At 56.4% G+C, this 22,446-nt stretch carries 19 protein-coding genes and 2 tRNA genes; 5 read left to right on the top strand and 16 right to left on the bottom strand.

What is annotated here, in order from left to right:
* Positions 1-27: 27 nt before the first annotated feature.
* Positions 28-981 (bottom strand): prolyl aminopeptidase, encoded by a 954-nt coding sequence (gene pip / locus EBA31_RS09675; RefSeq protein WP_020826375.1) that lies wholly within the window; start codon positions 979-981, stop codon positions 28-30.
* Between the two features lie 172 nt (positions 982-1,153).
* On the bottom strand, positions 1,154-1,579 hold the full coding sequence (gene dksA / locus EBA31_RS09670; RefSeq protein WP_020826374.1) for an RNA polymerase-binding protein DksA: 426 nt from the start codon (positions 1,577-1,579) through the stop codon (positions 1,154-1,156).
* Positions 1,580-2,017: 438 nt separating this feature from the next.
* On the opposite strand from dksA, the gene exoX reads away from it, so the two are divergent.
* Positions 2,018-2,686, top strand: a complete 669-nt coding sequence (gene exoX, locus EBA31_RS09665; RefSeq protein ID WP_020826373.1) for an exodeoxyribonuclease X — start codon at positions 2,018-2,020, stop codon at positions 2,684-2,686.
* Positions 2,687-2,720: 34 nt separating this feature from the next.
* On the opposite strand, the gene EBA31_RS09660 is transcribed toward exoX, so the two are convergent.
* The 6 genes from EBA31_RS09660 to EBA31_RS09635 form a co-directional block, all read right to left on the bottom strand.
* Positions 2,721-4,754, bottom strand: coding sequence for a S9 family peptidase (locus tag EBA31_RS09660; RefSeq protein WP_116690740.1), 2,034 nt, complete (start codon positions 4,752-4,754; stop codon positions 2,721-2,723).
* Positions 4,755-4,822: 68 nt separating this feature from the next.
* Complete coding sequence (locus EBA31_RS09655; protein WP_020826371.1) at positions 4,823-5,476, bottom strand: tellurite resistance TerB family protein; 654 nt, start codon at positions 5,474-5,476, stop codon at positions 4,823-4,825.
* Between the two features lie 183 nt (positions 5,477-5,659).
* The gene (locus EBA31_RS09650; protein WP_020826370.1) at positions 5,660-6,247 is read right to left on the bottom strand and encodes a molecular chaperone; all 588 of its coding nucleotides are present in this window, start codon (positions 6,245-6,247) and stop codon (positions 5,660-5,662) included.
* Positions 6,248-6,289: 42 nt separating this feature from the next.
* Positions 6,290-7,027 (bottom strand): phosphatase, encoded by a 738-nt coding sequence (locus EBA31_RS09645; RefSeq protein ID WP_122078614.1) that lies wholly within the window; start codon positions 7,025-7,027, stop codon positions 6,290-6,292.
* 87 nt (positions 7,028-7,114) lie between these two features.
* Positions 7,115-8,056, bottom strand: a complete 942-nt coding sequence (gene ghrA / locus EBA31_RS09640; protein ID WP_122078611.1) for a glyoxylate/hydroxypyruvate reductase GhrA — start codon at positions 8,054-8,056, stop codon at positions 7,115-7,117.
* Between the two features lie 130 nt (positions 8,057-8,186).
* On the bottom strand, positions 8,187-9,671 hold the full coding sequence (locus tag EBA31_RS09635; protein WP_122078609.1) for a peptide MFS transporter: 1,485 nt from the start codon (positions 9,669-9,671) through the stop codon (positions 8,187-8,189).
* Positions 9,672-10,102: 431 nt separating this feature from the next.
* On the opposite strand from EBA31_RS09635, the gene EBA31_RS09630 reads away from it, so the two are divergent.
* Both EBA31_RS09630 and EBA31_RS09625 read left to right on the top strand, forming a co-directional pair.
* Positions 10,103-10,192, top strand: a tRNA-Ser gene (locus EBA31_RS09630).
* Positions 10,193-10,416: 224 nt separating this feature from the next.
* Positions 10,417-10,506: transfer RNA gene (locus EBA31_RS09625), tRNA-Ser, on the top strand.
* Between the two features lie 157 nt (positions 10,507-10,663).
* Here the strand turns inward: EBA31_RS09625 and EBA31_RS09620 are convergent.
* Positions 10,664-11,020 carry a helix-turn-helix domain-containing protein gene (locus EBA31_RS09620; RefSeq protein ID WP_122078607.1) on the bottom strand — a complete coding sequence of 119 codons (357 nt, stop codon included), beginning with the start codon at positions 11,018-11,020 and terminating at the stop codon, positions 10,664-10,666.
* A gap of 296 nt (positions 11,021-11,316) precedes the next feature.
* Between EBA31_RS09620 and EBA31_RS09615 the strand changes: the two genes are divergently transcribed.
* On the top strand, positions 11,317-12,504 hold the full coding sequence (locus EBA31_RS09615; RefSeq protein WP_122078605.1) for an efflux RND transporter periplasmic adaptor subunit: 1,188 nt from the start codon (positions 11,317-11,319) through the stop codon (positions 12,502-12,504).
* Between the two features lie 22 nt (positions 12,505-12,526).
* Positions 12,527-15,670 (top strand): multidrug efflux RND transporter permease subunit SdeB, encoded by a 3,144-nt coding sequence (gene sdeB / locus EBA31_RS09610; protein WP_122078603.1) that lies wholly within the window; start codon positions 12,527-12,529, stop codon positions 15,668-15,670.
* Between the two features lie 229 nt (positions 15,671-15,899).
* Here the strand turns inward: sdeB and EBA31_RS09605 are convergent, their stop codons facing one another.
* The 7 genes from EBA31_RS09605 to lpoB form a co-directional block, all read right to left on the bottom strand.
* A complete protein-coding gene (locus EBA31_RS09605; RefSeq protein ID WP_020826363.1) occupies positions 15,900-16,385 on the bottom strand; it encodes an Rrf2 family transcriptional regulator in 486 nt (161 codons plus the stop codon).
* Between the two features lie 292 nt (positions 16,386-16,677).
* The gene (locus tag EBA31_RS09600) at positions 16,678-17,214 is read right to left on the bottom strand and encodes a glycine zipper 2TM domain-containing protein (RefSeq protein WP_169534192.1); all 537 of its coding nucleotides are present in this window, start codon (positions 17,212-17,214) and stop codon (positions 16,678-16,680) included.
* 358 nt (positions 17,215-17,572) lie between these two features.
* Positions 17,573-18,877, bottom strand: a complete 1,305-nt coding sequence (locus EBA31_RS09595; RefSeq protein ID WP_020826361.1) for an NAD(P)/FAD-dependent oxidoreductase — start codon at positions 18,875-18,877, stop codon at positions 17,573-17,575.
* Between the two features lie 332 nt (positions 18,878-19,209).
* A complete protein-coding gene (gene ycfP, locus EBA31_RS09590) occupies positions 19,210-19,752 on the bottom strand; it encodes an alpha/beta hydrolase YcfP (RefSeq protein ID WP_020826360.1) in 543 nt (180 codons plus the stop codon).
* Positions 19,753-19,824: 72 nt separating this feature from the next.
* The gene (nagZ, locus tag EBA31_RS09585; RefSeq protein ID WP_046373903.1) at positions 19,825-20,844 is read right to left on the bottom strand and encodes a beta-N-acetylhexosaminidase; all 1,020 of its coding nucleotides are present in this window, start codon (positions 20,842-20,844) and stop codon (positions 19,825-19,827) included.
* A 148-nt stretch (positions 20,845-20,992) separates the two neighbouring features.
* A complete protein-coding gene (gene thiK, locus EBA31_RS09580; protein ID WP_122078601.1) occupies positions 20,993-21,868 on the bottom strand; it encodes a thiamine kinase in 876 nt (291 codons plus the stop codon).
* Complete coding sequence (gene lpoB / locus EBA31_RS09575) at positions 21,849-22,433, bottom strand: penicillin-binding protein activator LpoB (protein WP_020826357.1); 585 nt, start codon at positions 22,431-22,433, stop codon at positions 21,849-21,851. Before lpoB ends, thiK begins: the two co-directional genes overlap by 20 nt.
* Positions 22,434-22,446 lie beyond the last annotated feature (13 nt).

The following is a 22,446-nucleotide window of genomic DNA, read 5'->3' as shown; positions in this document are numbered from 1 at the left end:
AAGCCCGCCGTAGTGGCGGGCTCGGTGTCATTTGCCGGCAAATTTGTCGGTCGCCAGCATTAACTGGTGCAGGATGCCGGGCTCATCGAATGAGTGTCCGGCCCCCTCGACAATATGCAGCTCCGCCTCCGGCCAAGCCTTCGCCAGATCCCAGGCGTTTTGTACCTGGCAAGCCATATCGTAACGGCCATGGATGATCACCGCCGGAATATGACGGATCAGCGGAACGTTGCGCAGCAGTTGATCGTCGCTGTCCAGGAAGCCCAGATGAGTAAAGTAGTGGTTTTCGATACGGGCGAACGCCAGCGCGAAATCGTCCTCACCAAAAGAAGCTGACTCGCTGCTGGGCAGCAAGGTCACCGTCTCCCCTTCCCACACGCTCCACAGTTTGGCCGCTTCCAGCTGCACCTGCGGATCCGTTGAGGTCAGGCGCTGGCGGTAAGAAGCAATCACGTCCTTGCGTTCTTCCTCTGAAAGAATCGACAACACACGTTCCCACTTCTCCGGGAAGAAGCGCGAAGCGCCGTCCTGATAGTACCAATGCAGCTCCTGCTTACGCAGGGTAAAGATGCCGCGCAGCACCATTTCACTGACGCGCTGCGGATGAGTCTGTGCGTAGGCCAACGCCAACGTTGAGCCCCAGGAGCCGCCAAACACCAGCCACTGATCGACACCGGCCATTTCGCGCAGCCGTTCGATGTCCTGCACCAGGTGCCAGGTGGTGTTGTTGTCCAGGCTGGCATGCGGCTTGGAACGGCCACAACCACGCTGATCGAACAGCAATACCTTGTAGCGCTGCGGATCGAACAGTTGGCGATGGTAAGGGGAAATACCGCCCCCCGGCCCACCGTGAATAAAGACTGCCGGTTTACCGTTCGGGTTACCGCTCAGTTCCCAGTAGATCCGGTGGCCATCCCCGGTGTCCAGCCAACCGCTGTCATATGCTGCTAACGGCGGGTACAAACCTCGTAATTGTTCCATGGCGCTTCCGTCTCTCTGTGGGTCATACCCTCATCAAAGCCGAAGCCACTCATTTGGTCAACGGTAAATCCTGAAAACTCCTACGCTCCCCAACAAGTTAAGGTTCGTTTGCTTAAAATGAATACGACTTGCCGGCAAAATACCGGCTGGCCGTTGGGAGCCAGCCGTAGAATCAACCTCGCTTACGCAGATGCGGTTCACGCATTTCCTGCGCGGTTTTGGCCTCAATGCTCAGTTCCGCCGTTGGCCGCAACAGCAAGCGCGCCAGGCCAATAGGCTCTCCGCTTTCACGGCAATAACCATAGTCGCCGTTATACAAACGCGTCAGCGCCGCGCTGATTTTCGGCAGCAAACGGCTTTCGCGATCCAACTGGCGAAACAGCAATCGCAAGTCTTCTTCACGCGCGGCCTTGTCCGCTTCGTCACCTGAAACTTCACCGCTGTCGATATCCCGCTTCAACGCATCGATGTGCTGCAGCAGTTTTTGCTGCTCTTCCAGCAAGCGCTGGCGAAAAAAAGCCCGCTGCGCCGGGTTCATGTAGTCAGACTCCGGCATGGCCAGGAGCTGTTGCTGGTTTAACATGGAAACGACTGTCATGGCGCTCTCCGGTTAGGATTTAATTGTTATATTATAACATATCAAATATTTTCAGCAGCCTTTCCTGAAAAACAAAATTCAACCTATAAACAATCGATTAACTAAAACACCTGCTTTCATGCTTGCATCCGACAGGCGTAAGGGGGTTAATGGCTGAGCAACCCACCCAACCATAGGTAACTGAGAGGCCATCATGAGTAAGGGAATGGATAGCAAAAAAAATGCGAAGAAGAAGCCGTTGAAAACCCCTGCTGAAAAACGCGCAGGCAAACGCGCCAAGAAAGGGCAAACGTCCGGCGAGTAAGCGAACTTCTAACCGTAGAGTTAAACCCGCCAAGGCGGGTTTTTTGTTGCCTGAAATAACGTCCCCGCTTTCAACGGTTGGCATTGGCGTAACGGCCCGTTAAGCTAAACCTGTGCAGCCATCCTGAGGAAACCATGAATTTACGCGTAATAGACACTGAAACCTGCGGGCTGGAAGGCGGCGTGGTCGAAGTGGCCTCTGTCGATCTGATTGACGGGCAAATCACCAATCCCATGAGCGATTTGATCAGCCCTGACAGGCCAATTGGCATTGAAGCCATGGCCATTCACCACATTACCGAGCAGATGGTCGAAGGGAAACCGCGGATCGCGGTGGCGATCGGGCGTTATCTCGGCAGCCCCTACTATGTTGCTCACAATGCGGCTTTCGATCGCGGCGTACTGCCTGAAATGAACGGCGCCTGGATCTGCACCATGAAGCTGGCCCGTAACCTGTACCCGGACATCAAATACGGCAACCAATATCTGCGCTACGCGCTCAATCTGGATGTGCAATTGCCGCAGGACACGACGCTGTATCCGCACCGCGCATTGTATGACTGCTACGTGACCGCCGCGCTGCTGCAACGCATCATCAAGGATTCAGGCTGGACGCCGGAGCAAATGGCGCAAATCACCGAGCAGCCGGTGCTGTTGAAGAAGTTTAAGTTCGGAAAATACCGTGGGCAGGAAATTGATCGCATTGCGCAGGAAGATCCCGGCTATTTGCGCTGGATGCTGAAATCCATTGAAGATCTCAGCCCGGACATGAAACACACGCTGAAATACTATCTGATCGGCTGAATAAAGCGGGCAGCGCCAGCCGCCCGCCAGAAGGTTACTCCGCCAGCGCCAAAATAAAGGCGTACTCCAGCGCGATATCCTCGTAGGCCTTGAAACGCCCGGACTTGCCGCCGTGGCCGGAATCCATATCGGTATACAGCAGCAGTTGGCGGTCGTCAGTTTTCAACTCACGCAATTTTGCTACCCACTTGGCCGGTTCCCAATACTGTACCTGCGAGTCGTGCAGGCCGGTGGTGACCAGCATATGCGGGTAATCCTGCGCCTTGACCTGATCGTACGGGCTGTACTGCAAAATGTAGTCGTAATAAGCTCGTTCGTTCGGGTTGCCCCACTCGTCATATTCACCGGTGGTCAGTGGAATGGACTCGTCAAGCATGGTGGTGACAACGTCGACAAACGGCACTTGCGCCACGATGCCGTTGAACAGCTGAGGTGCCTGGTTAATCACCGCGCCCATCAGCAAGCCGCCGGCGCTGCCACCCATGGCGAATACCCGTTTGGCATCGCCGTAGCCTTGAGCAATCAAGGTTTCCGTCACGTCGATAAAGTCGTTGAAGGTATTTTGCTTGTTGAACAGCTTGCCGTCTTCGTACCACAGCTGCCCCAATTCGCCGCCGCCGCGAATGTGCGCCAGCGCAAAGACAAAACCGCGATCCAACAGGCTCAAGCGGCTGGCGCTAAAGGCCGGATCCATGCTGCTGCCGTAAGAGCCGTAGCCATACACCATCAGCGGGTTGCTGCCGTGCACGAAGCTATCTGGGCGATAAACCAGCGAAACCGGCACCTCGACACCGTCGCGCGCCTTCACCCAGACTCGCTCGCTGCGGTAATTTTCCGGGGTAAAGTTTTTCACTTCCTGCTGTTTGAGCATCACACGTTCGCCGCTGTCGAGATTCAACTCATACAGCGTAGTGGGCGTGGTCATCGAGGAGTAACCATAGCGCAGCAGCTCGGTTTCCGGCTCCGGATTGTATGCCAGCCAGGTGGTGTAGGTCGGATCGTCAAAGGCAATGCGCTTCACTTCACCGCTCTGCCAGTGAATTTGTCGCAGTTGGGTCAACCCCTCGCTGCGTTCCTCTACCACCAGCCAGTCGCGGAACAGGCTAAAGCCTTCCAGCATCACTTCCACGCGGGGAGCAATCAACGTCTGCCACTGCGCTTCGTCCGCCTGCTCGCTCTGATACAGGCCGAAGTTTTTGCCGTCCTTGTTGGAACGGATGTAGAAGTGCTGGTGATAGTGATCGATACCGTATTCATGATCCTTGCGGCGCGGCACAAACATCTGCGGCGTGCTGTCGGCGCGATCGGCATCCAGCAGCAGAATTTCCGAGGTGGTGGTGCTGCTTAGGTGGATCAGAATGAAACGTTCGGAGGTGGTTTTTTCCAACCCGACGTAGAAGGTGTCATCCAGCTCTTCGTAGATCAATTCATCAAGCTGCGGATCGGTACCTACCACATGGCGATAGACCTGATACGGTAACAGCGTTTTAGCGTGTTTACGCACGTAATACACGGTGGCTGAATCATTGGCCCACTCGAAGTTGCCGGAGGTGTTTTCCAGCACTTCGTCGGTCCAGCTGTCGTCGCTGAGGTTTTTGAAACGAATGTCGTATTGGCGACGGGAGAGGAAATCCTCCGCTACCGCCAGCCGTTGGTTGTCGGGGCTGACTTCCAGCCCGCCAAGGGTATAAAACTCTCGCTGCTCGGCGCGCTGGTTGCCGTCGATCAGGGTGTCCCAATGTTCGCTTTCCGTCTGCGGCTGACGCACATAAATCGCGTATTCATTGCCCGGTTCGAAGCGCGTCTGATAGCGGTAGCCGTTTCTGACATAGGGGACTGAATGTTCCTGCTGAGGAATGCGCGCTACCATTTCTTCATACAGCGTTTCGCGCAGGGCCTGCTGCGGTTTCAGCGCCGCATCGGTGAAGGCGTTTTCCGCCTGCAGGTAGTCCAACACCTGCGGGTCTGCGCGATCGTCGTCGCGCAGCCAATAGTAGTCGTCCACACGCGTGTCGCCGTGAACCGTAATGGGATAAGGACGTTTTTCTGCCTTAGGGGGGGTCATCATTGTTAAATCATCCGCTTACCTTGATTAAGGCAAGAGTGACACGATTCCCCCCGGCTTGCCAAGCGGCGCTATGCCAGCTCGCGTTTTTTCTCGTTCACGTCGTTTTCTATGCCCTGCTTGACGTCCGCCGGGATCTTCAACGACTGCGCCAGGGCATCCAGATAACCACGCTCCATAAAGTGATCCACGTCGATCACCATGCAGCTCAGGTAATACACTTCCAGCGCTTCATCTTCATTCTTGACGCTCTGGGCGATCAAATCCGGGTTAAGCGGCTGGTCGATCGCCTCTTGCACCCATTTTTGCGCTTCTTCACCCACCTGCAGCTGTTCCAGGCTGTGGTCGATGGCGAGCTTTTCTTCCGCATCGATATGCCCGTCGCTTTTGGCGGCAAATACCAGCGCCTGCACCAGACGTTTGGCACGCAAGTCCACCGGCGTGGTCTGCAGGCCAAACTGTGGTTCGTTCTGGTGGGTTTCTTTCACCCGTTGTTTGTACTTATTCCACAGCACTGCACCAACCGCTGCGCTGCCGCCGATAATCAACGCATTTTTACCGAATTTGCCGACCAGCTTGCGCGAAGACTTATTCGCCAGCAAAACGCCCACCAGGCCACCCAGCGCAGTCGGGGCCAGCAGCTTGCCGATACCTTCCGAACCGCCGATTGAACCGGCCTTTTGCCCAATCATCGATTGGATCTGCTGCATCCAGTTATTTTTCATGCTCTACCCTTTGCGTGAGGAAACAAGGCGTGCAGGCACAAAAAGGCCAGGCCGCCGGTAAAGCGTCAGATTAGGGGATTTTTTGTCAGTTTACGTATGGGGGATGAAAACCTGTGTAGCGGGGAACATTGATGGCGGGAAAAGGCCGACTTCGCCATCAGGCGCCAGCCGGCCACTCGCGGATTAAGGCTGTTCGCCCTCTTCGCCCGGCTGGTCTTCTTCCTGTTCGTATTCCGCCAGTTCGTCACGCATTGCCTGAATCGACTCGCGAGCCAACAGCGCCAAAGTGCGGTAAAAACCGGTGGTGGCGTGAGCTTCTACTTTGCCGAGGAAACGGCCGCACCATGGCAGCAGATAGTCGTCAAACAGCGTGATTTGCGCCTGCGCTTCGTCTTCCTGAGACTGGTCTTCCAGCCAGGAGGCCGCCAGCAACAAAGAACCGAAATGATCGGCCGGCGCTTCTCCGAGCGGCATGCCGCGCTGTTGCAGGAAAGTACGCACTTCCGCTTCGGTTGCCCCTTCAACATAGGCCGAACGGAAAGGTGACACGCTGCATTCGCTGCCGACGAACATGGCGTTGAAGTCGCTGGACAGCAGGTTCACATCACAACCCTGCTGCAGGCGTACCAAGAGTTCGTCCTGTTCCAGCGGCCAGTGCTGTTGCAGCTTGCCTTCTTTGATCAGCGTAAACAGCGGCACCAGCAACGGATCCTGCGGCTGGCGATAAAACAGCGTACCCAGCACGCGGCAAACAACGGAAAACTCATTCATGATAATGCCTTATACAATACGGAAAAATTTGCCGGGACGATGTCACAAATCGGCCAATTCCGCAATCGCCGGCTTGCCGCGACGCTCGAGAAAATCGAGCAGGCGTCGTGGGCTCACGTTGAGAATACGCTCCTGCGGGAACTCCACCTCGGCAATGATGCGTTCGCAGTGCTCGAAACCGCCGAGCGAGAAAGCAATGTGTGAATCCGAGCCCAGCGCTAACCAGCCACCGGCATCACGCACCGCCGCGGCAATCGCCCGGCAATTATCCTCGCTGCCCTTGCGCGAATGGGTGAACGACGAATTGTTCAGTTCCAATGCCACGTCGTATTTGGCCGCGGCGGCAGCAACCGCCGCAATATCGATCGGATATCTTGGGTTGCCCGGGTGGCTGATTATGTGCACGTCACCTTGCGCCATCGCGGCGATCATCGCTTCGGTATTGGCCGCTTTATCCTGCGGTGCAAATACCGGCTCGTGGAAACCGGCAATAATCACGTCGATTTTATCCAGCATCGGGCCGGTGCAGTCGATATCGCCCTGCAGGTTTTTGATGTTGGCCTCGATGCCGCGCAATATGCCCACGCCGTCCACCAGACGTGGCCACACGTGCATGTTCATAAAGTGCCAATAATGCGGCGCATCGGCCATATCCGGGCCATGGTCGGTGATGGCGAACAGTTTGATGCCCTTTTGCCGAGCTTCGACGATGTAGTCATGCAGCGTACTGTAGGCGTGGGTGCTGGCGACGGTGTGCATATGTAAATCAACGGGGTACATTACTTCTCCTTCTTGGCGGCCTGCCGTAAATACGGCGGCAGGCGCGGTTTATTATTCAATTAGCTTAGCAGGTGCATCACCGAAAGATCAGTAACCCAGTTGCACATCCACCACGCCGGCCGGTGTTTGGCCGGATTCAAGCGCACGGATGTTTGCCGCTATCTGATCCATCGCCGCTTCCGGCAAGGTGATGGCAGCAATATGCGGGGTAATGGTGACACGCGGATGACGCCAGAACGGATGCGCCTGTGGCAGCGGTTCCTCAACGAACACATCCAGCGTAGCGGCGGCGATTTGCCCCTGCTCCAGCGCCTGCAGTAAATCGTCCTCAACCAGATGCGCGCCACGCGCCAGATTGATCAGATAAGCGCCAGGCGCCAGGTGCGTAAACAGTTGCTGATTGAGGATACCGGCGGTTTCCGGCGTATTGGGCAGCAGGTTGATCAGCAATTGCACGCCATCGAGAAATGCGGCGCGTTGCTCTACACCGGCAAAACTCTGCACGCCGGCAATCTGTTTAGGGCTGCGGCTCCAGCAACGCACGTTGAAACCAAACTCCGCCAGTTTCAGCGCCACGCTTTTCCCCAACACCCCCGCCCCCAAAATGCCAATGGTGAAATTCTCCTGCTGATGGGGATCGAGCGGTTGCCACTTCTGCTGCTGTTGCAGTAACTGATATTCATCAAAACGGCGGAAATAACGCAGCACATAGCTAAGCGCATATTCCTGCATCTGTTGCGCCATGCCGGTGTCCTCAAGGCGCACCAGCGGAACGCCTGCCGGCAGAGTGCCGGGATGCTGGCGCTCTTGTTCCAGGATGGCATCAACGCCCGCGCCGAGGGCAAAAACCCCTTTTAATTTGCCGCGATTCGCCAGCATCTCATAGGGCGGCCGCCACACCAGCGCATAATCCGCCGGACGATCGTCGCCAGGTTGCCAGGCACGTACCGTCGCCTGTGGCAGACGCTGCGACAGGCCTGTCAGCCAGTCCTGGGCGTTAAAGAAAGGGTGATAAAAAATGATGTTCATCTGTTGTGCGGCTCCCGTCTGTTTTTATGCATTTGCATCCAGACTTCCGCGATTCGCCAACAGATGCAAGCGCTAAAGCTCAAAATGAAAACAGCCCCGACCAGTGGGGCTGTTTTTAGACCGTGGGATCTCAGGCTGCGGCAGGAGCGTCATGCCGGATAAGCCTGCGCAACAGCGGGATCAAAATCAGCATCACCACGCCAACGCCCGCGGCGCCCCAACCCAGTACGCTGAACACCTCGCTGTAGCCAGGGTTAGTTTGCAACGGGGTACTGCCGCTGTTTTCCGGCATCAGGCCGGAGACATAGCCTGCCAGCACCGAAGCAACGCCGGTGACCATCATCCAGCAGCCCATCATCACGCCCTGATAACGCGGTGGCGCCAGTTTGCCGATCATCGCGTAACCGATAGGGGAAATCATCAGTTCGCCGATGCTCTGCAACACGTAACTGATCGCGATCCATTTGAACGCCACCAGCCCGTCGCCGCCGGCCAGGCTAATGCCCAACGGCAACACCAGCATGCCCAGCCCGATGCAAAACAGCGAACCGGAGAACTGCATCGGAATATCGATATTGCAGCCGCGAGCGCGCAGGCGATTGAACCACCAGGCCATCAGCGGGCCACCCACCACGATCACCAGCGTATTGATGTTCTGGATCCACTGCGGCGCCACCTGAATGCCATAAACGTTCAGATTGATATTGTGCTCGGAGAACAGCATCAGCCCCATTGGGGCCAACTGATACAGCGCCCAAAACACCAGAGAGCCTAACGCCAGGATCAGATAAGCCGTCATCCGGCGACGTTCGTCACGTGGGTGGTGGCGCAGCGTCACCACGCATAACATCAGGAAAATCAGTACTCCGAGGCCAATCACGAAGTGGCCGCTGAATTCGGCATGGGTCAGCATCACGCGGATAATGGGCACCAGCGCCACCAACACTGCCAGCCCGACCAGCATGCGCCAGCGGTATTGCGAACGGCTGGCATCGTGCAGCGGGGTGTTGAGATCGGCCAGAATGCGCCAGCGGCTGACGGCGACGATGATCGCCGCGACATTGCCCAACGTGGCGAACAGGAACAGAGCGCGGTAGTTTTCAGTCAGTTGGAAATAGCCGGCCACGGTGAATCCGACAAAGAACCCCAGGTTCATCCCGGCGTAGTTCCACAAAAAGGCCGATTCGCGCCGATCGTCATCCGGTTTAAAGCGCTGGGTCAGCATCATATTAATGCAGGTGACGTTCAGCCCGCTGCCGGTCAGGAACATCGCCAGCCCCCAATAAAGCCCCCAAACGCCCGCCACGGCGATCAATGCACAACCGATCACCTGCAGCACCATGCCCAGCACGAACAGGTTGCGGTTGCTGAGGAAGCGCCCGCCCAGGTAACCGCCAAACATATGCAAACCGTAGTTGAACGCACCAAATACGCCCATCATGGCGTTGGCGCTGCCTTCGCTGAAGCCCAGGCGCTTGGTGGCGTAGAGCACCAGCGTGGAATACAGCACGGCAAAACCCAGGGTGGCAAAGATTTGGATAAAGAACAGTGCCCCGGCGCCCGGGGGGATGGCATGGCGCTGCGGCGCTGCCGTTGTGGAGTCCGATGGAGTCAAAATGAACCTCTACTGCATTATTATTTAATAGGTCAGTCCCTGTCTGCGTTATCGCCGGCGTCTTGCCCGGCAACCTGCGCGGCGGTGTGATATTCCTTGCCAAAACCGCCGTGCCTGCACCAATCTATTTAGCGACACATATGACTAATAATCCAGTATTAATGCATATAACTGCACCATAGATAATCCCACTGCTGATATATTGAGCTAACCAACACCAAAATGTACAAATATTAGCCTGCAAGGTAATTTAGCCCCATGAGGGTCCAGCGGATGTGTGTTCCGCGGTGGTCGATTGCTCGGGAAATCAGCAAATTGCTGCAAGTTTAGCTAAACAGTCATGGTTATGTCACAAGAGGGTTGACGCTGGGATCAGATTCTCCTACATTAGCGCCCGTCGACAGCGCAACGCGTTGGCGATGAAGTAAAACGGTGAGGTGTCTGAGTGGCTGAAGGAGCACGCCTGGAAAGTGTGTATACGCGAAAGTGTATCGAGGGTTCGAACCCCTCTCTCACCGCCATATTTTAAAGAGAAAGCCTGAACGCAAGTTCAGGCTTTTTTGTTGCCTGCGGCGCAGGAAACGCCCTGGCGAAACTGCCTGTGCGTGCGGTTCGCCGTAGTTTTCGGCAAAGCGAACACAGGTTAACCGGACGCGTCGAAACCAAGAAATTCTGCTTGACCGGATCGCCCTCTCTCCCTATAGTAGCGCCCCGTTGCACCAGTGAGTACGCAACAACAAAATACGGTGAGGTGTCTGAGTGGCTGAAGGAGCACGCCTGGAAAGTGTGTATACGCGAAAGTGTATCGAGGGTTCGAACCCCTCCCTCACCGCCATATTTTAAAGAGAAAGTCTGGATTAACCTCCAGACTTTTTTTTGCATCTCATACCGACCGGGAGGCTGAACGCAGCGAATCAAACCCTCCCTCACCGCCCTATTTGACGAGAAAGCCTGAACGCGAGTTCAGGCTTTTTTGCTGTCTGCAATCCGCCTCAGTGCGGTCGGTTGGCCGTCATGTGCGGCTGCATTCCACCTCGGCGCCAGTCACCCGGGGTTTGGCCGTAATGGCGTTTAAAACTGCGATTGAAGGACTGTTGCGAATCGAAGCCGAGTGAAATCGCCACGCTGACGATCGGCTCGCCGCTGTTGGCCAGGCGCTCGGCTGAAAGCCTCAGCTTCTGCATACGGATATACTCCCCCAGCGCGTAGCCGGTCTGGCGCTTGAACATACGCTGCAGATGCCATTTGGAATACCCCGCGCGCCCCGCCACGGTGTTGATATCCAGCTTCTCTTCCAGATTGTTGTCAATCCACTCAATCAAATCAGTAATAAAGCCCGTGCTATTCATGCTGACGCTCCCATGACGTTGGCAGGTAAATCCGCTGCCCGATGTCATTACGTTGCAGCAGTTTCGCACTAAATGCAATTTTTATTATTGCATTTAACGGAGGGGCACTTCTATAATCCACCCAATTAATGTAACCGATATTGATACATTAATGTGACAACAATGTGTTTCAAAACCTAACCGTTGCGCCGATGACGGTGCAACCGCACTGCCGTCGGCCCCAGGCCAGAGTCGTTACCCGGATAACAGGGCCGGGTGTATGGCCTGATCGTGCTTACCCACTGGAAATAAAAAGAATGCCAAGCCAGCCAAACTCATTGTTCCCCTCTCCAGGCCGTCATAACGCCATCGGTTTCGGCGCACGCCTCTCGGCGATTGCGCTGCTGGTCACGCTGCTGGCCGGGTGTGATAACAGCGCCGCCAAGAATGCGGCCCCCCCGCCGCCTGCCGTCAGCGCCGCCGACGTGGTAATCAAACCCATCAGCCAATGGGATACCTTTAATGGCCGAATCGAAGCGGTGCAAAGCGTGCAGTTGCGTCCGCGGGTTTCCGGCTATATCGACAAGGTGAATTACACCGAAGGCGATGAAGTCAAGAAAGGTCAGGTGCTGTTTACCATAGACGATCGTACCTACCGCGCCGCGCGCGAACAGGCTCAGGCCGAACTGGTGCGGGCGCGCAACCAGGCCGCGCTGGCGCGCAGCGAATCCAGCCGTACCGAGAAGCTGATTGGCAGCCAGGCGATTTCGACCGAGGTATGGGAACAACGTCGCTCCTCCGCCGCACAGGCACAGAGCAACGTTTTAGCGGCCCAGGCCCAGTTCGACATGGCACAGCTGAATCTCGACTTTACCCGAGTGATCGCCCCGATCGACGGTCGCGCCAGCCGCGCCATGATCACTGCCGGTAACCTGGTCACCGCCGGCGACAGCGCCAGCGTGCTCACCACGCTGGTCTCGCTCGATAAGGTGTATGTCTATTTCGACGTCGATGAAGCCACCTTCCTGCGGTACCAAAACGATGGCCGACGCACGGCAAAACTGCCGGTGAAGGTCGGGCTGGTGGGCGAAGACGGCTATCCGCATCAGGGCGTGGTGGATTTCACCGATAACCAACTGAACGCCGGCACCGGCACCATTCGTATGCGCGCCCTGCTGGAAAACGCCGAGCGCCGCTTTACGCCAGGGCTGTTTGCACGGGTGCAGATGCCCGGCAGCGCCGTGTTCAACGCCATGCTGATTGACGACAAGTCGGTAATGACCGATCAGGACCGCAAGTTTGTTTATATCGTCGATAAAGACGGCAAGGCGCAGCGCCGAGACATCGAGGTCGGCCGCGTGGCTGACGGACTGCGCATTGTCCGCAAAGGCCTGTCTGCGGGCGATCGGGTGATCGTCGACGGTATGCAAAAAGTGTTTATGCCGGGCATGCCGGTTGCAGCAAAAACCGTGACGATCAACGCCGATGCTTCCGCGCTTAACTAAGCCCCAGCAGGAATTCTGAGCCATGGACTTTTCCCGTTTTTTCATCGACCGACCGATTTTTGCCGCGGTGCTGTCGATCCTGATTTTTGTCGGCGGCGTGATTGCCATCCCGCTGTTGCCGATCAGCGAGTACCCTGACGTCGTGCCGCCCAGCGTGCAGGTGCGCGCAGAATACCCGGGCGCCAACCCGAAAGAGATTGCCGAAACGGTAGCAACGCCGCTGGAAGAAGCGATCAACGGCGTCGAAAATATGATGTACATGAAGTCGGTAGCCGGTTCCGACGGTGTCCTGGTAACCACCGTCACCTTCCGCCCGGGAACCGATCCTGACCAGGCACAGGTGCAGGTGCAAAACCGCGTGGCGCAGGCCGAAGCGCGCCTGCCGGAGGATGTGCGTCGCCAGGGGGTAACCACCCAGAAACAATCACCGGCCCTGACGCTGGTGGTGCATCTGGTCTCCCCTTCCGGCAAATACGATTCACTGTACCTGCGCAACTACGCCACCCTGAAGGTCAAGGATGAGCTGGCCCGTTTGCCGGGGATCGGTCAGGTACAGATCTTCGGTGCGGGCGAATATGCGATGCGCATCTGGTTGGATCCGAACAAGGTCGCTTCACGCGGGCTGACGGCCTCTGACGTGGTTACCGCCATGCAGGAGCAAAACGTGCAGGTTTCCGCCGGCCAGTTGGGGGCGGAACCTATGCCGACCCGCAGCGATTACCTGCTGTCGATCAACGCGCAGGGCCGCCTGCAGACTGAGGAAGAGTTCGGTAATATCATTCTCAAAAGCGGCGACAACGGCGAGATCGTCCGCCTGCGTGACGTGGCGCGTATTGAAATGGGTTCCGGCAGCTATGCGTTGCGTGCCCAGCTCAATAATAAAGACGCGGTCGGGATTGGTATCTTCCAGGCACCGGGTGCCAATGCCATCGAACTGTCCAATGCGGTGCGGGCCAAAATGGCCGAGCTGTCGACCCGCTTTCCGGACGGCATGAGCTGGGAATCGCCGTACGACCCTACGGTGTTCGTACGCGATTCTATCCGCTCGGTAATAGATACCCTGCTTGAAGCGGTGCTGCTGGTGGTTCTGGTGGTCATCCTGTTCCTGCAGACCTGGCGCGCGTCGATCATCCCGCTGCTGGCGGTTCCGATCTCCATTGTCGGCACCTTTGCTGCGCTCTATCTGTTGGGTTTCTCGCTCAATACGTTGAGTTTGTTCGGGCTGGTGCTGGCCATCGGTATCGTGGTCGACGATGCCATCGTGGTGGTGGAAAACGTCGAGCGTAATATTGAAGAAGGTCTGTCGCCGCTGGCGGCAGCGCATCAGGCAATGCGCGAAGTCTCCGGCCCGATTATCGCCATCGCCGTGGTGCTGTGCGCCGTGTTCGTCCCGATGGCGTTTCTTTCCGGCGTTACCGGCCAGTTTTATAAGCAGTTTGCCGTCACTATCGCCATTTCGACCGTGATTTCCGCCATCAACTCGCTGACCCTGTCACCCGCATTGGCAGCGCTGTTGCTCAAACCGCACGGTGCGCCGAAGGACATGCCGTCACGCCTGATTGATCGGTTATTCGGTTGGCTGTTCCGCCCGTTCAACCGCTTCTTTGCCAACAGTTCGCAACGTTATCAGCGTGGGGTTTCACGTGCGTTAGGCAAGCGTGGCGCGGTATTTGTGGTGTACGTGCTGTTGCTGTGTGCCGCCGGGGTGATGTTTAAAACCGTGCCGGGCGGATTTATCCCGACTCAGGACAAACTTTACCTGATTGGCGGGGTGAAAATGCCGGAAGGTTCGTCACTGGAGCGTACCGATGCGGTGATCCGCAAGATGAGCGCTATCGGCCTGAGCGTCGACGGCGTAACCGATGCAGTCTCCTTCCCCGGTTTGAATGCGTTGCAGTTCACCAATACGCCCAACACCGGTACCGTGTTCTTTGCGCTTGAATCGTTAAGCACCCGCACCCGCAGTGCGGCGCAGATTAACGCCGAAATTAACGCCAAGATTTCACAGATCCAGGAAGGCTTCGCCTTCTCGATCATGCCACCGCCCATTCTCGGCATCGGTCAGGGTTCCGGGTATTCGCTGTATATTCAGGATCGTGCCGGTCTGGGGTATGGCGCGCTGCAGACTGCGATCAATACGATGTCGGGTGCCATCATGCAAACGCCGGGCATGGGCTTCCCTATTTCGTCTTATCAGGCCAACGTGCCGCAGTTGGACGCAAAAATTGACCGTGACAAGGCCAAGGCGCAAGGCGTACCGCTTAACGCATTGTTCAGCACGCTGCAGACCTACCTTGGTTCGTCATACATCAATGACTTCAACCGCTACGGTCGCACCTGGAAAGTGATGGCCCAAGCTGATGGTCAGTTCCGCGACAGCGTGGAGGATATCGCTAACCTGCGCACCCGTAACGATAAGGGTGAAATGGTGCCGATTGGCAGCATGGTCAGCATCAGCACCACCTACGGCCCGGACCCGGTGATCCGCTACAACGGTTTCCCGGCGGCGGACCTGATTGGCGATGCCGATCCACGGGTGTTGTCATCGTCACAGGCAATGAGTGAACTGATGATCATGGCCAATAAGCTGTTACCGAACGGTATGAACATCCAATGGACCGACCTGAGCTACCAACAGTCAACCCAGGGCAATGCGGCGATTATTGTGTTCCCGGTGGCGGTACTGCTGGCCTTCCTGGCATTGGCGGCGCTGTACGAAAGCTGGACGCTGCCGCTGGCGGTGATCCTGATCGTGCCGATGACCATGCTGTCGGCGCTGTTCGGCGTCTGGCTGACCGGCGGCGACAACAACGTGTTCGTCCAGGTAGGGTTAGTGGTATTGATGGGGCTGGCCTGTAAAAACGCCATTTTGATTGTCGAGTTCGCCCGCGAACTTGAGCTGCAGGGCAGAAGCATCATGGAAGCGGCGCTGGAAGCCTGCCGTCTGCGACTGCGGCCGATCGTGATGACCTCTATCGCCTTTATCGCCGGAACCATTCCCCTGATCCTGGGGCACGGTGCCGGGGCCGAAGTGCGCGGCGTCACCGGTATTACGGTGTTTGCCGGCATGCTGGGCGTCACGCTGTTCGGGTTGTTCCTGACCCCGGTGTTCTACGTGACCCTGCGTCGTATGGTCACACGTAAGGCACGTCAGCAAACGGTCTAATCTTCCGTTTGTATCAGCCATAAAAAAGCCCGGTTTAAACACCGGGCTTAGTCTGATGACAAACACCCGAAAAATGGGATTTTCGGATGTTTGAGGTAGTTCAGAAGACATAATTCTTTGTTTTTATTCGTCCCAAGAGCAGATTTTTTAACGGCAAAGGACTTTGTCAGCCATAAAAAAGCCCGGTTTAAACACCGGGCTTTTTCTTTGTTTTAGCGTTTAGCGTGATTTATTTTTCCGCTGTCTCTGCATCCTGACCGGCACGCGCCATATATTCCGCACAGGCACGCTTGTCGCCCCGCTCCAGCTCGGCCAACGCGTCGGCTACCGTATGGCGCGCCAGTACTTCCAGCGACGCTTCTTCCGCTTCGTTTACCACCGACTTGAAATACCAACAGGCATTGGCGCTGACCAGGCAGCGGGCCGGCACTTCCGGCCGGGCGGCCCAGATGCGCTTATCGTCAATCACGGACAGGTAAATATCTCGCAGGGTGATCTGCTCCACCGGGCGCCCCAGGTGAATCGAACCATTACGGCCGAGGGTAGAAACGATGATGCCATTTTTGGTCAAGGGCACCATCAGCTTGCGGATAAAACTGGGATTGGCTTCCAGACCGGCGGCAAGGACCGCGCTGGTCGAACGCACGCCCAGCTTTTCAGCCACGGCTACGCTAAGTACCATTTGCAACGCTGTCGGAAAGCGAAAATCTAACATGTTTTTATCTCTGTCTCCGGGAGACCCAATTCTCAGGTTTGGCCGGGGTGGCATCACGCCACAACACCCGCTCAATTGCACAATAATATAACAAACACTGTTGCACTATTGAAGTTATGCCCGGATAAATCGCACGGATACATTAGTGCGGGAAATAGCGTCAGTACTGGCCTGACGGCAAAACGGCGGGGAGTAAATAGACAGAAACCCGCGCCAATATTAATGCCGCTCGCTTAACTGAGTTAAACGATCAGAACTAACACTGTTCGCGGGTTTAATTCTTATCGGGCGATCAGGCTTTGTTCAGCACCAGCTGGCCGCTTTTATCCAGCGGGATCTGGGTGCCGGGATCGTGATCCATGCGGATCTTGCCCTGCTGATTGCCAATCTTGTAGGTCACGTCGTAACCCAGCATTTTCTGTGATTTGTCGTAGACCGTTTTACAACGCTGCTGCGTGCTGGTGGTGGTGTCGTTATTCTGCATCGCCCCCTGCACCTGGTTACCGGCATAGCCGCCGCCCAATGCGCCGACGACCGTCGCGACGTCACGTCCACGACCCCCACCGAACTGATGACCGATGACGCCGCCGGCGACCGCACCCAGCACGGAGCCGGCAAGACGATTCTCGTCCTGTACTGGCGCACGGTGAGTGACGGTCACATTGCGACATTCCTGACGCGGGGTCTTGATGGTTTCTTTGATCGGCGTGGCAGCGAGTACCTGCGCGTATTGCGGACCGGAAGAGAAAACGTCAAGACTGGCAACCGCAGCAATACCCAGAGCGGCTGCAATACCAATACCCACACCGGCTAACATTGACTTGTTCACAGGAAATCCTCCTGAAAGTGTTACCACGCATTTGTACCGGGGACTTTACCGACATTGCACCGCGCTTATTATTTTGCGCATTGGCGGCACGTGGTATTCCGGTTTACGGCGTGCGCGACGCGCCGTCTGTAAACGAGAGAAAGTCTGCACAATGTTCCAGAACCTCGCAATAAGACAATGTGACCAAAAATGCCGGAAATCCCACTTACCCCCAGTGTTTAGGAGGATTCTTAAGACTTTTACCCATAACGACGGGACATTGTGCTGAATAATCAGCTGCTGCCTCCCCGTTCTTGCGGCTGTAGGCATAAAAAAACCCACGCGGGCGAACCGGCGTGGGTGGTCGATAACGGGGCGGTTAGTGCATTTTCAAACGCGGGCGGATCACCCGGTTAATGCCGCCAACCAGCATCATCAGGCCGGTTTTGATGTAGCCGTGCAAAGCGACCTGGTGCATACGGTACAGCGAGATGTAAACAAAGCGCGCAATGCGGCCTTCCACCATCATCGAGCCGCGCATCAGGTTGCCCATCAGGCTGCCCACGGTGCTGAAGCGGGACAGAGACACCAACGAACCGTGGTCTTTATACACGTACGGCTTCAGCGTCTGACCGTTCATCAGCGCCAGAATGTTGGTAAAGCAGCGTGATGCCATCTGGTGCGCCGACTGGGCGCGCGGCGGTACAAAACCACCGCCTTCTTTCGGGCAGGAAGCGCAGTCGCCGATGGCGAAAATGTTCGGATCGCGCGTAGTTTGCAACGTTGGCTCTACCACCAGCTGGTTGATGCGGTTGGTTTCCAGCCCGCCGATGTCCTTCATAAAGTCCGGCGCCTTGATACCGGCCGCCCACACCATCAGATCGGCATCAATAAATTCGCCACCTTTGGTATTCAGGCCGTTGGCATCCGCGCTGGTGACCATGGTGTTGGTCAGCACGCGCACGCCCAATTTGTTCAGTTCCTGATGTGCAGCAGCCGAAATACGCGGCGGCAGCGCAGGCAGAATACGCTCGCCCGCTTCGACCAGCGTCACGTTCAGTGCACTGTTGTCCAGGCCTTCAAAACCATAGCTGTGCAGCTGTTTCACAGCATTATGCAGCTCGGCGGACAGCTCAACGCCAGTGGCACCGCCCCCAACGATAGCGATATTCACCCGCTCTTTTTGCCCCGGCTGCGCCGAGAACTTGAGGAACAGGTTCAGCATCTCGTTGTGAAAACGTCGCGCCTGGTGCGGGTTATCCAGGAAGATACAGTGATCTTTTACGCCAGGAGTGCCAAAGTCGTTCGAGGTACTGCCCAGCGCCATCACCAGAATGTCGTAAGACAACTCGCGCTCAGGCACCAATTCGCCACCCTGCTCGTCGCAGATTTGCGCTAGGTGCAGCGTTTTGGTTTCACGATTGATGTTGGTCAGCGAACCCAGTTGGAAGCTGAAAGAGTGATTGCGCGCATGCGCCAGGTAGCTCAGCGCGTCAACGCCATCATCAAGGGAACCGGTTGCGACTTCATGCAGCAAAGGTTTCCACAGATGGCTGTGGTTACGGTCCACCAGCGTGATTTCAGCTTTATGCTTACGACCGAGTTTATGGCCCAGGCTGGTCGCCAGTTCCAGACCACCGGCGCCACCACCCACGATGACGATTTTTTTCTTTGGCGTTGTCAAAATAACCCCCTAAATGTGAACCAATTGTTGCCCAAGGGTAAAGAAATAATATCCTTAGAATACATAGGGTTCGCGTAAATTAAACCTGCTATCTAAAGCCAGAATAGCATGGGGGGTTATTTGGTAATACCAAAATTGATGTACATCAAACTTTTTTGGTTAAAGGCTGGACGAAGGGAAATTTTGAGGATTGTGATTCAAATAGTTAGCGCTGGGTCACAGTTTCAAATTTTACCGTCCAACGGGCCAAACGGCGCTTTTTGACCGCGAAATACCGCAATGTCTGCCTGTAAAAAGCAAGCATTGCGGCGACATCGCGCGTTATAAAACTGTTAAAGCAGGGTCTTGAATGCCTTGATACGTTGCAGGTGAGGCGAGATATTTTTGAACTTGTGCGTCTGCTGTTCATCCCAGACGATTTCATAGTATTTGTGCAGCAGTTCCGCACTGCGCTGGCTGTCCAACACCTCGTCGTGGCGGGAAAGCACCGCCAGGCAGCGATCGCGATTTTTCTCGCGGAAGTCTTCGACACACTTGGTGGCGATGTCACGGTACTCTTCCGGCCGGTCGATTTTGCCCTGCATATGTTCTTCAGGATACAGATTGGGGTTGAAGATCACCTGTCGGATGCCGCACAGAAAGCCAATACGTTCGGCCCAAAAGCCCCCCAAACCCACCCCACAGATCAGCGGATGTTTATCCCCTTCCTGCTGAACCGCCTTGTCCACCTCTTTCAACAAATGCTGCATGTCATGGCGTGGATGCAAGGTGCTGTAGCTGATAAAGCGCACGTCCGGATCGATAAACTGGAGCTGTAACACCTTTTCATGATTGCCGGGACTGGTTGAATCGAAGCCATGTAGATAGATAATCATGTGGATCCTCGCAACAAGCTGAGGGCCGCGCCGCAGCCCTCATCGTTTACGCCGCATTACGACGCCCTGGGTTCACCCCGCATTACGCTGTTTGTGCTCCTCCCAGCGTTCGCTGAGCGCATTCAATTCCTTATGCGCTTGCTGCCAGCGCGCAGAATCACGCAGCGCCTGACGGGTGAACTGACCGCGATGATATAACTGCTTCACCCTATCTGCTTTGACCGGGGACAGGTTATCCAGCACGCTGACCGCCCCTGCGCGGTTATTGCACACCAGGATCATGTCACAGCCGGCATCCAGCGCCGCCTGGCCACGTTCGGCATAACTGCCCATGATCGCCGCCCCTTCCATTGACAGGTCGTCCGAGAAAATGACGCCGTCAAAGCCCAACTCCTGACGCAGGATCTGCTTTAACCAATAAGGGGAGCCGCTGGCCGGACGCGGGTCTGCTTCAGTATAGATGACGTGCGCCGGCATTACGGCGTCCAGCAGTTGACGGTTAATCAATTCGCGGAAGATCGCCATATCATGTTCGCGGATCTGCGCCAGTGGACGTGGATCGCGCGGCGTTTCTTTGTGCGAATCAGCGCTGACGGCACCGTGCCCCGGGAAATGCTTGCCGGTGGTTTTCATACCGGCGCTGTGCATGCCCAAAATGAACTGCTCAGCCATCACCAACGCCTGCGTTGGATCGCTGTGGAACGAGCGTTCACCAATCGCGGCGCTGACATGGCCAATATCCAGCACCGGCGCGAAGCTGATGTCGATATCCTGCGCGATCATTTCCGCTGCCATCAGCCAACCGGCCTCCTGCGCCAGACGCTTGCCCTCATGGGCAGAATTCAGGGCGGCAAATGACTGTGCCGCCGGCAGGCGGGTAAAACCTTCGCGGAAACGCTGAACGCGGCCGCCTTCCTGATCCACCGCCACCACCAGCCGATCGTGGGAAGCCTCGCGGATCTGCCGCACCAGCTCACGCAGCTGCTGTGCATCGTGGAAATTGCGGGTGAAGAGGATCAGGCCGCCCACCAGCGGGTGTTTTAAGATCTCACGTTCTTCTGCGTCCAGCTCATAGCTGGCGACATCTAACATTACTGGGCCCACGGCCACCTCACTTCATTATTCATTTATACCTGTCTACTTGAAGCTGCCTCTTTGTTGGCTGCGCCTGCACGCCCCAGTCACATAGTTATCTATGCTCCTGGGGACTTACAGACTGGCCGCCTCAATGCAACTCCAATTATTTTAGGTATAGAACATGGGATGTTAAACAAAAACGCCGGTGCAACACTGCGCCCCAGCGCAAAAATTCAGGATCGCCGGTCTGTTGCCAGCGCACTTCAAACCAGAGCAGCATCAGGTAATCCACCCACGGGAGCCAGCGCTGAACCTGCCTGCGCAGCAAGGGCAAATCAAGGTAACCGATGCGAGCATAATGCTGCAAAAATTGCTGTCGGCGCGCGGGTGACCAGGCGTTACTGCAAAACAGCGCGGCGATGTCTAACGCAATATCGCCGTCTGCCGCATACTCCCAGTCAATCAGCCGCAGATTTTCGCCCTGAACGATCAGATTACCCGGATGAACATCCATATGCAGCGGCGCCAGTTTCAACGGCGTTGGTGTGCGGCGGTGCTGAAAGTGTTGATGCAACCGCAGCCAGGCCGGCGTCAAACGCCGACCATCCAATTGCTGCCAATAACGGGCAAATTGCCAAGGCAGGTTCAACGGGTAGCCGCTGGGAGGTTGCCGATGCAAACCGGCCAGCAACGCCGCCAAATCGCCCTGCTCATTGAAGCGAGAAAAACCCGCACCTGTGACAACGTCACCATCAAGCCACTGCAGGATAATCCACTGATTATTTTGCACTAAAACCTGTGGCCCGATGTCCTTCCCACGGCGATGCAGCACTCGCGCCTCGCGCCGACGGCTGACGCCCAGCGCACTTTTCTCTGGGCTTTGCTGACGCGCCAACAGATGTACACCTTCGCCTTCAATACGCCAACTTTCACCGGTCAGGCCCTGCACCGGGCTGAAACGACAACCGGCGGTTTTCACCGCCGGCAGTTCGTTCTCAATCAGTGCTCGCAACGTGGCTTCAGTGTTTGACGGTGCCATTGCCTGACCAGACGATTTCACCGGTTTGCACCAGCATCAGTTGCATATCTAACGTTGGGGACTTCACGTCGCCACTGACGTCGCTGTACAACACGTACTGTGCACTGACGATCCGCGCCAGACCGATGGCTTTGCTGCGTGAACCCAGGCTGTCATCCGCCGACAGGCCCAGCGTCTGTTTGGCACTGACCAACTGCGCTTCCGGCACGATGGAGAAGGTTTGATTGGATGCCAACGCCTTGTGCAGTGCCGAGGTCGCTTTCGCCGTCTGCAATGCACCGTTGGTGTTGTTCTTCACGCTGTCGAGCAACAGCACGCTGCCTGGATTGACGCCATCGGCTTTCAGCATCTGGTTCACCAGCGGCTGTACGCTGCCAAGCCAATCGAGCTGCTGAATTTTCGGCGGTTGCGGTACCGGCTCGCTAACCGGCGGTTGTGGCTGCTCGATCGGCGGCGTTACCGGCTCAACCGTCACCGGCGGCTGCGGTTGCTCCGGTTCCGGCGGACGCGATAAACAGCCGGTTAACGTCAACGCGGCCAGCGCCACAAATAGATACTTTTTCATTAATCCCTCTCCC

Source organism: Serratia sp. P2ACOL2 (assembly GCF_003691565.1).
In the GTDB taxonomy this organism is placed as follows: Bacteria; Pseudomonadota; Gammaproteobacteria; order Enterobacterales; family Enterobacteriaceae; genus Serratia; species Serratia liquefaciens.
This window is presented reverse-complemented; position numbering and strand designations above follow the sequence as displayed.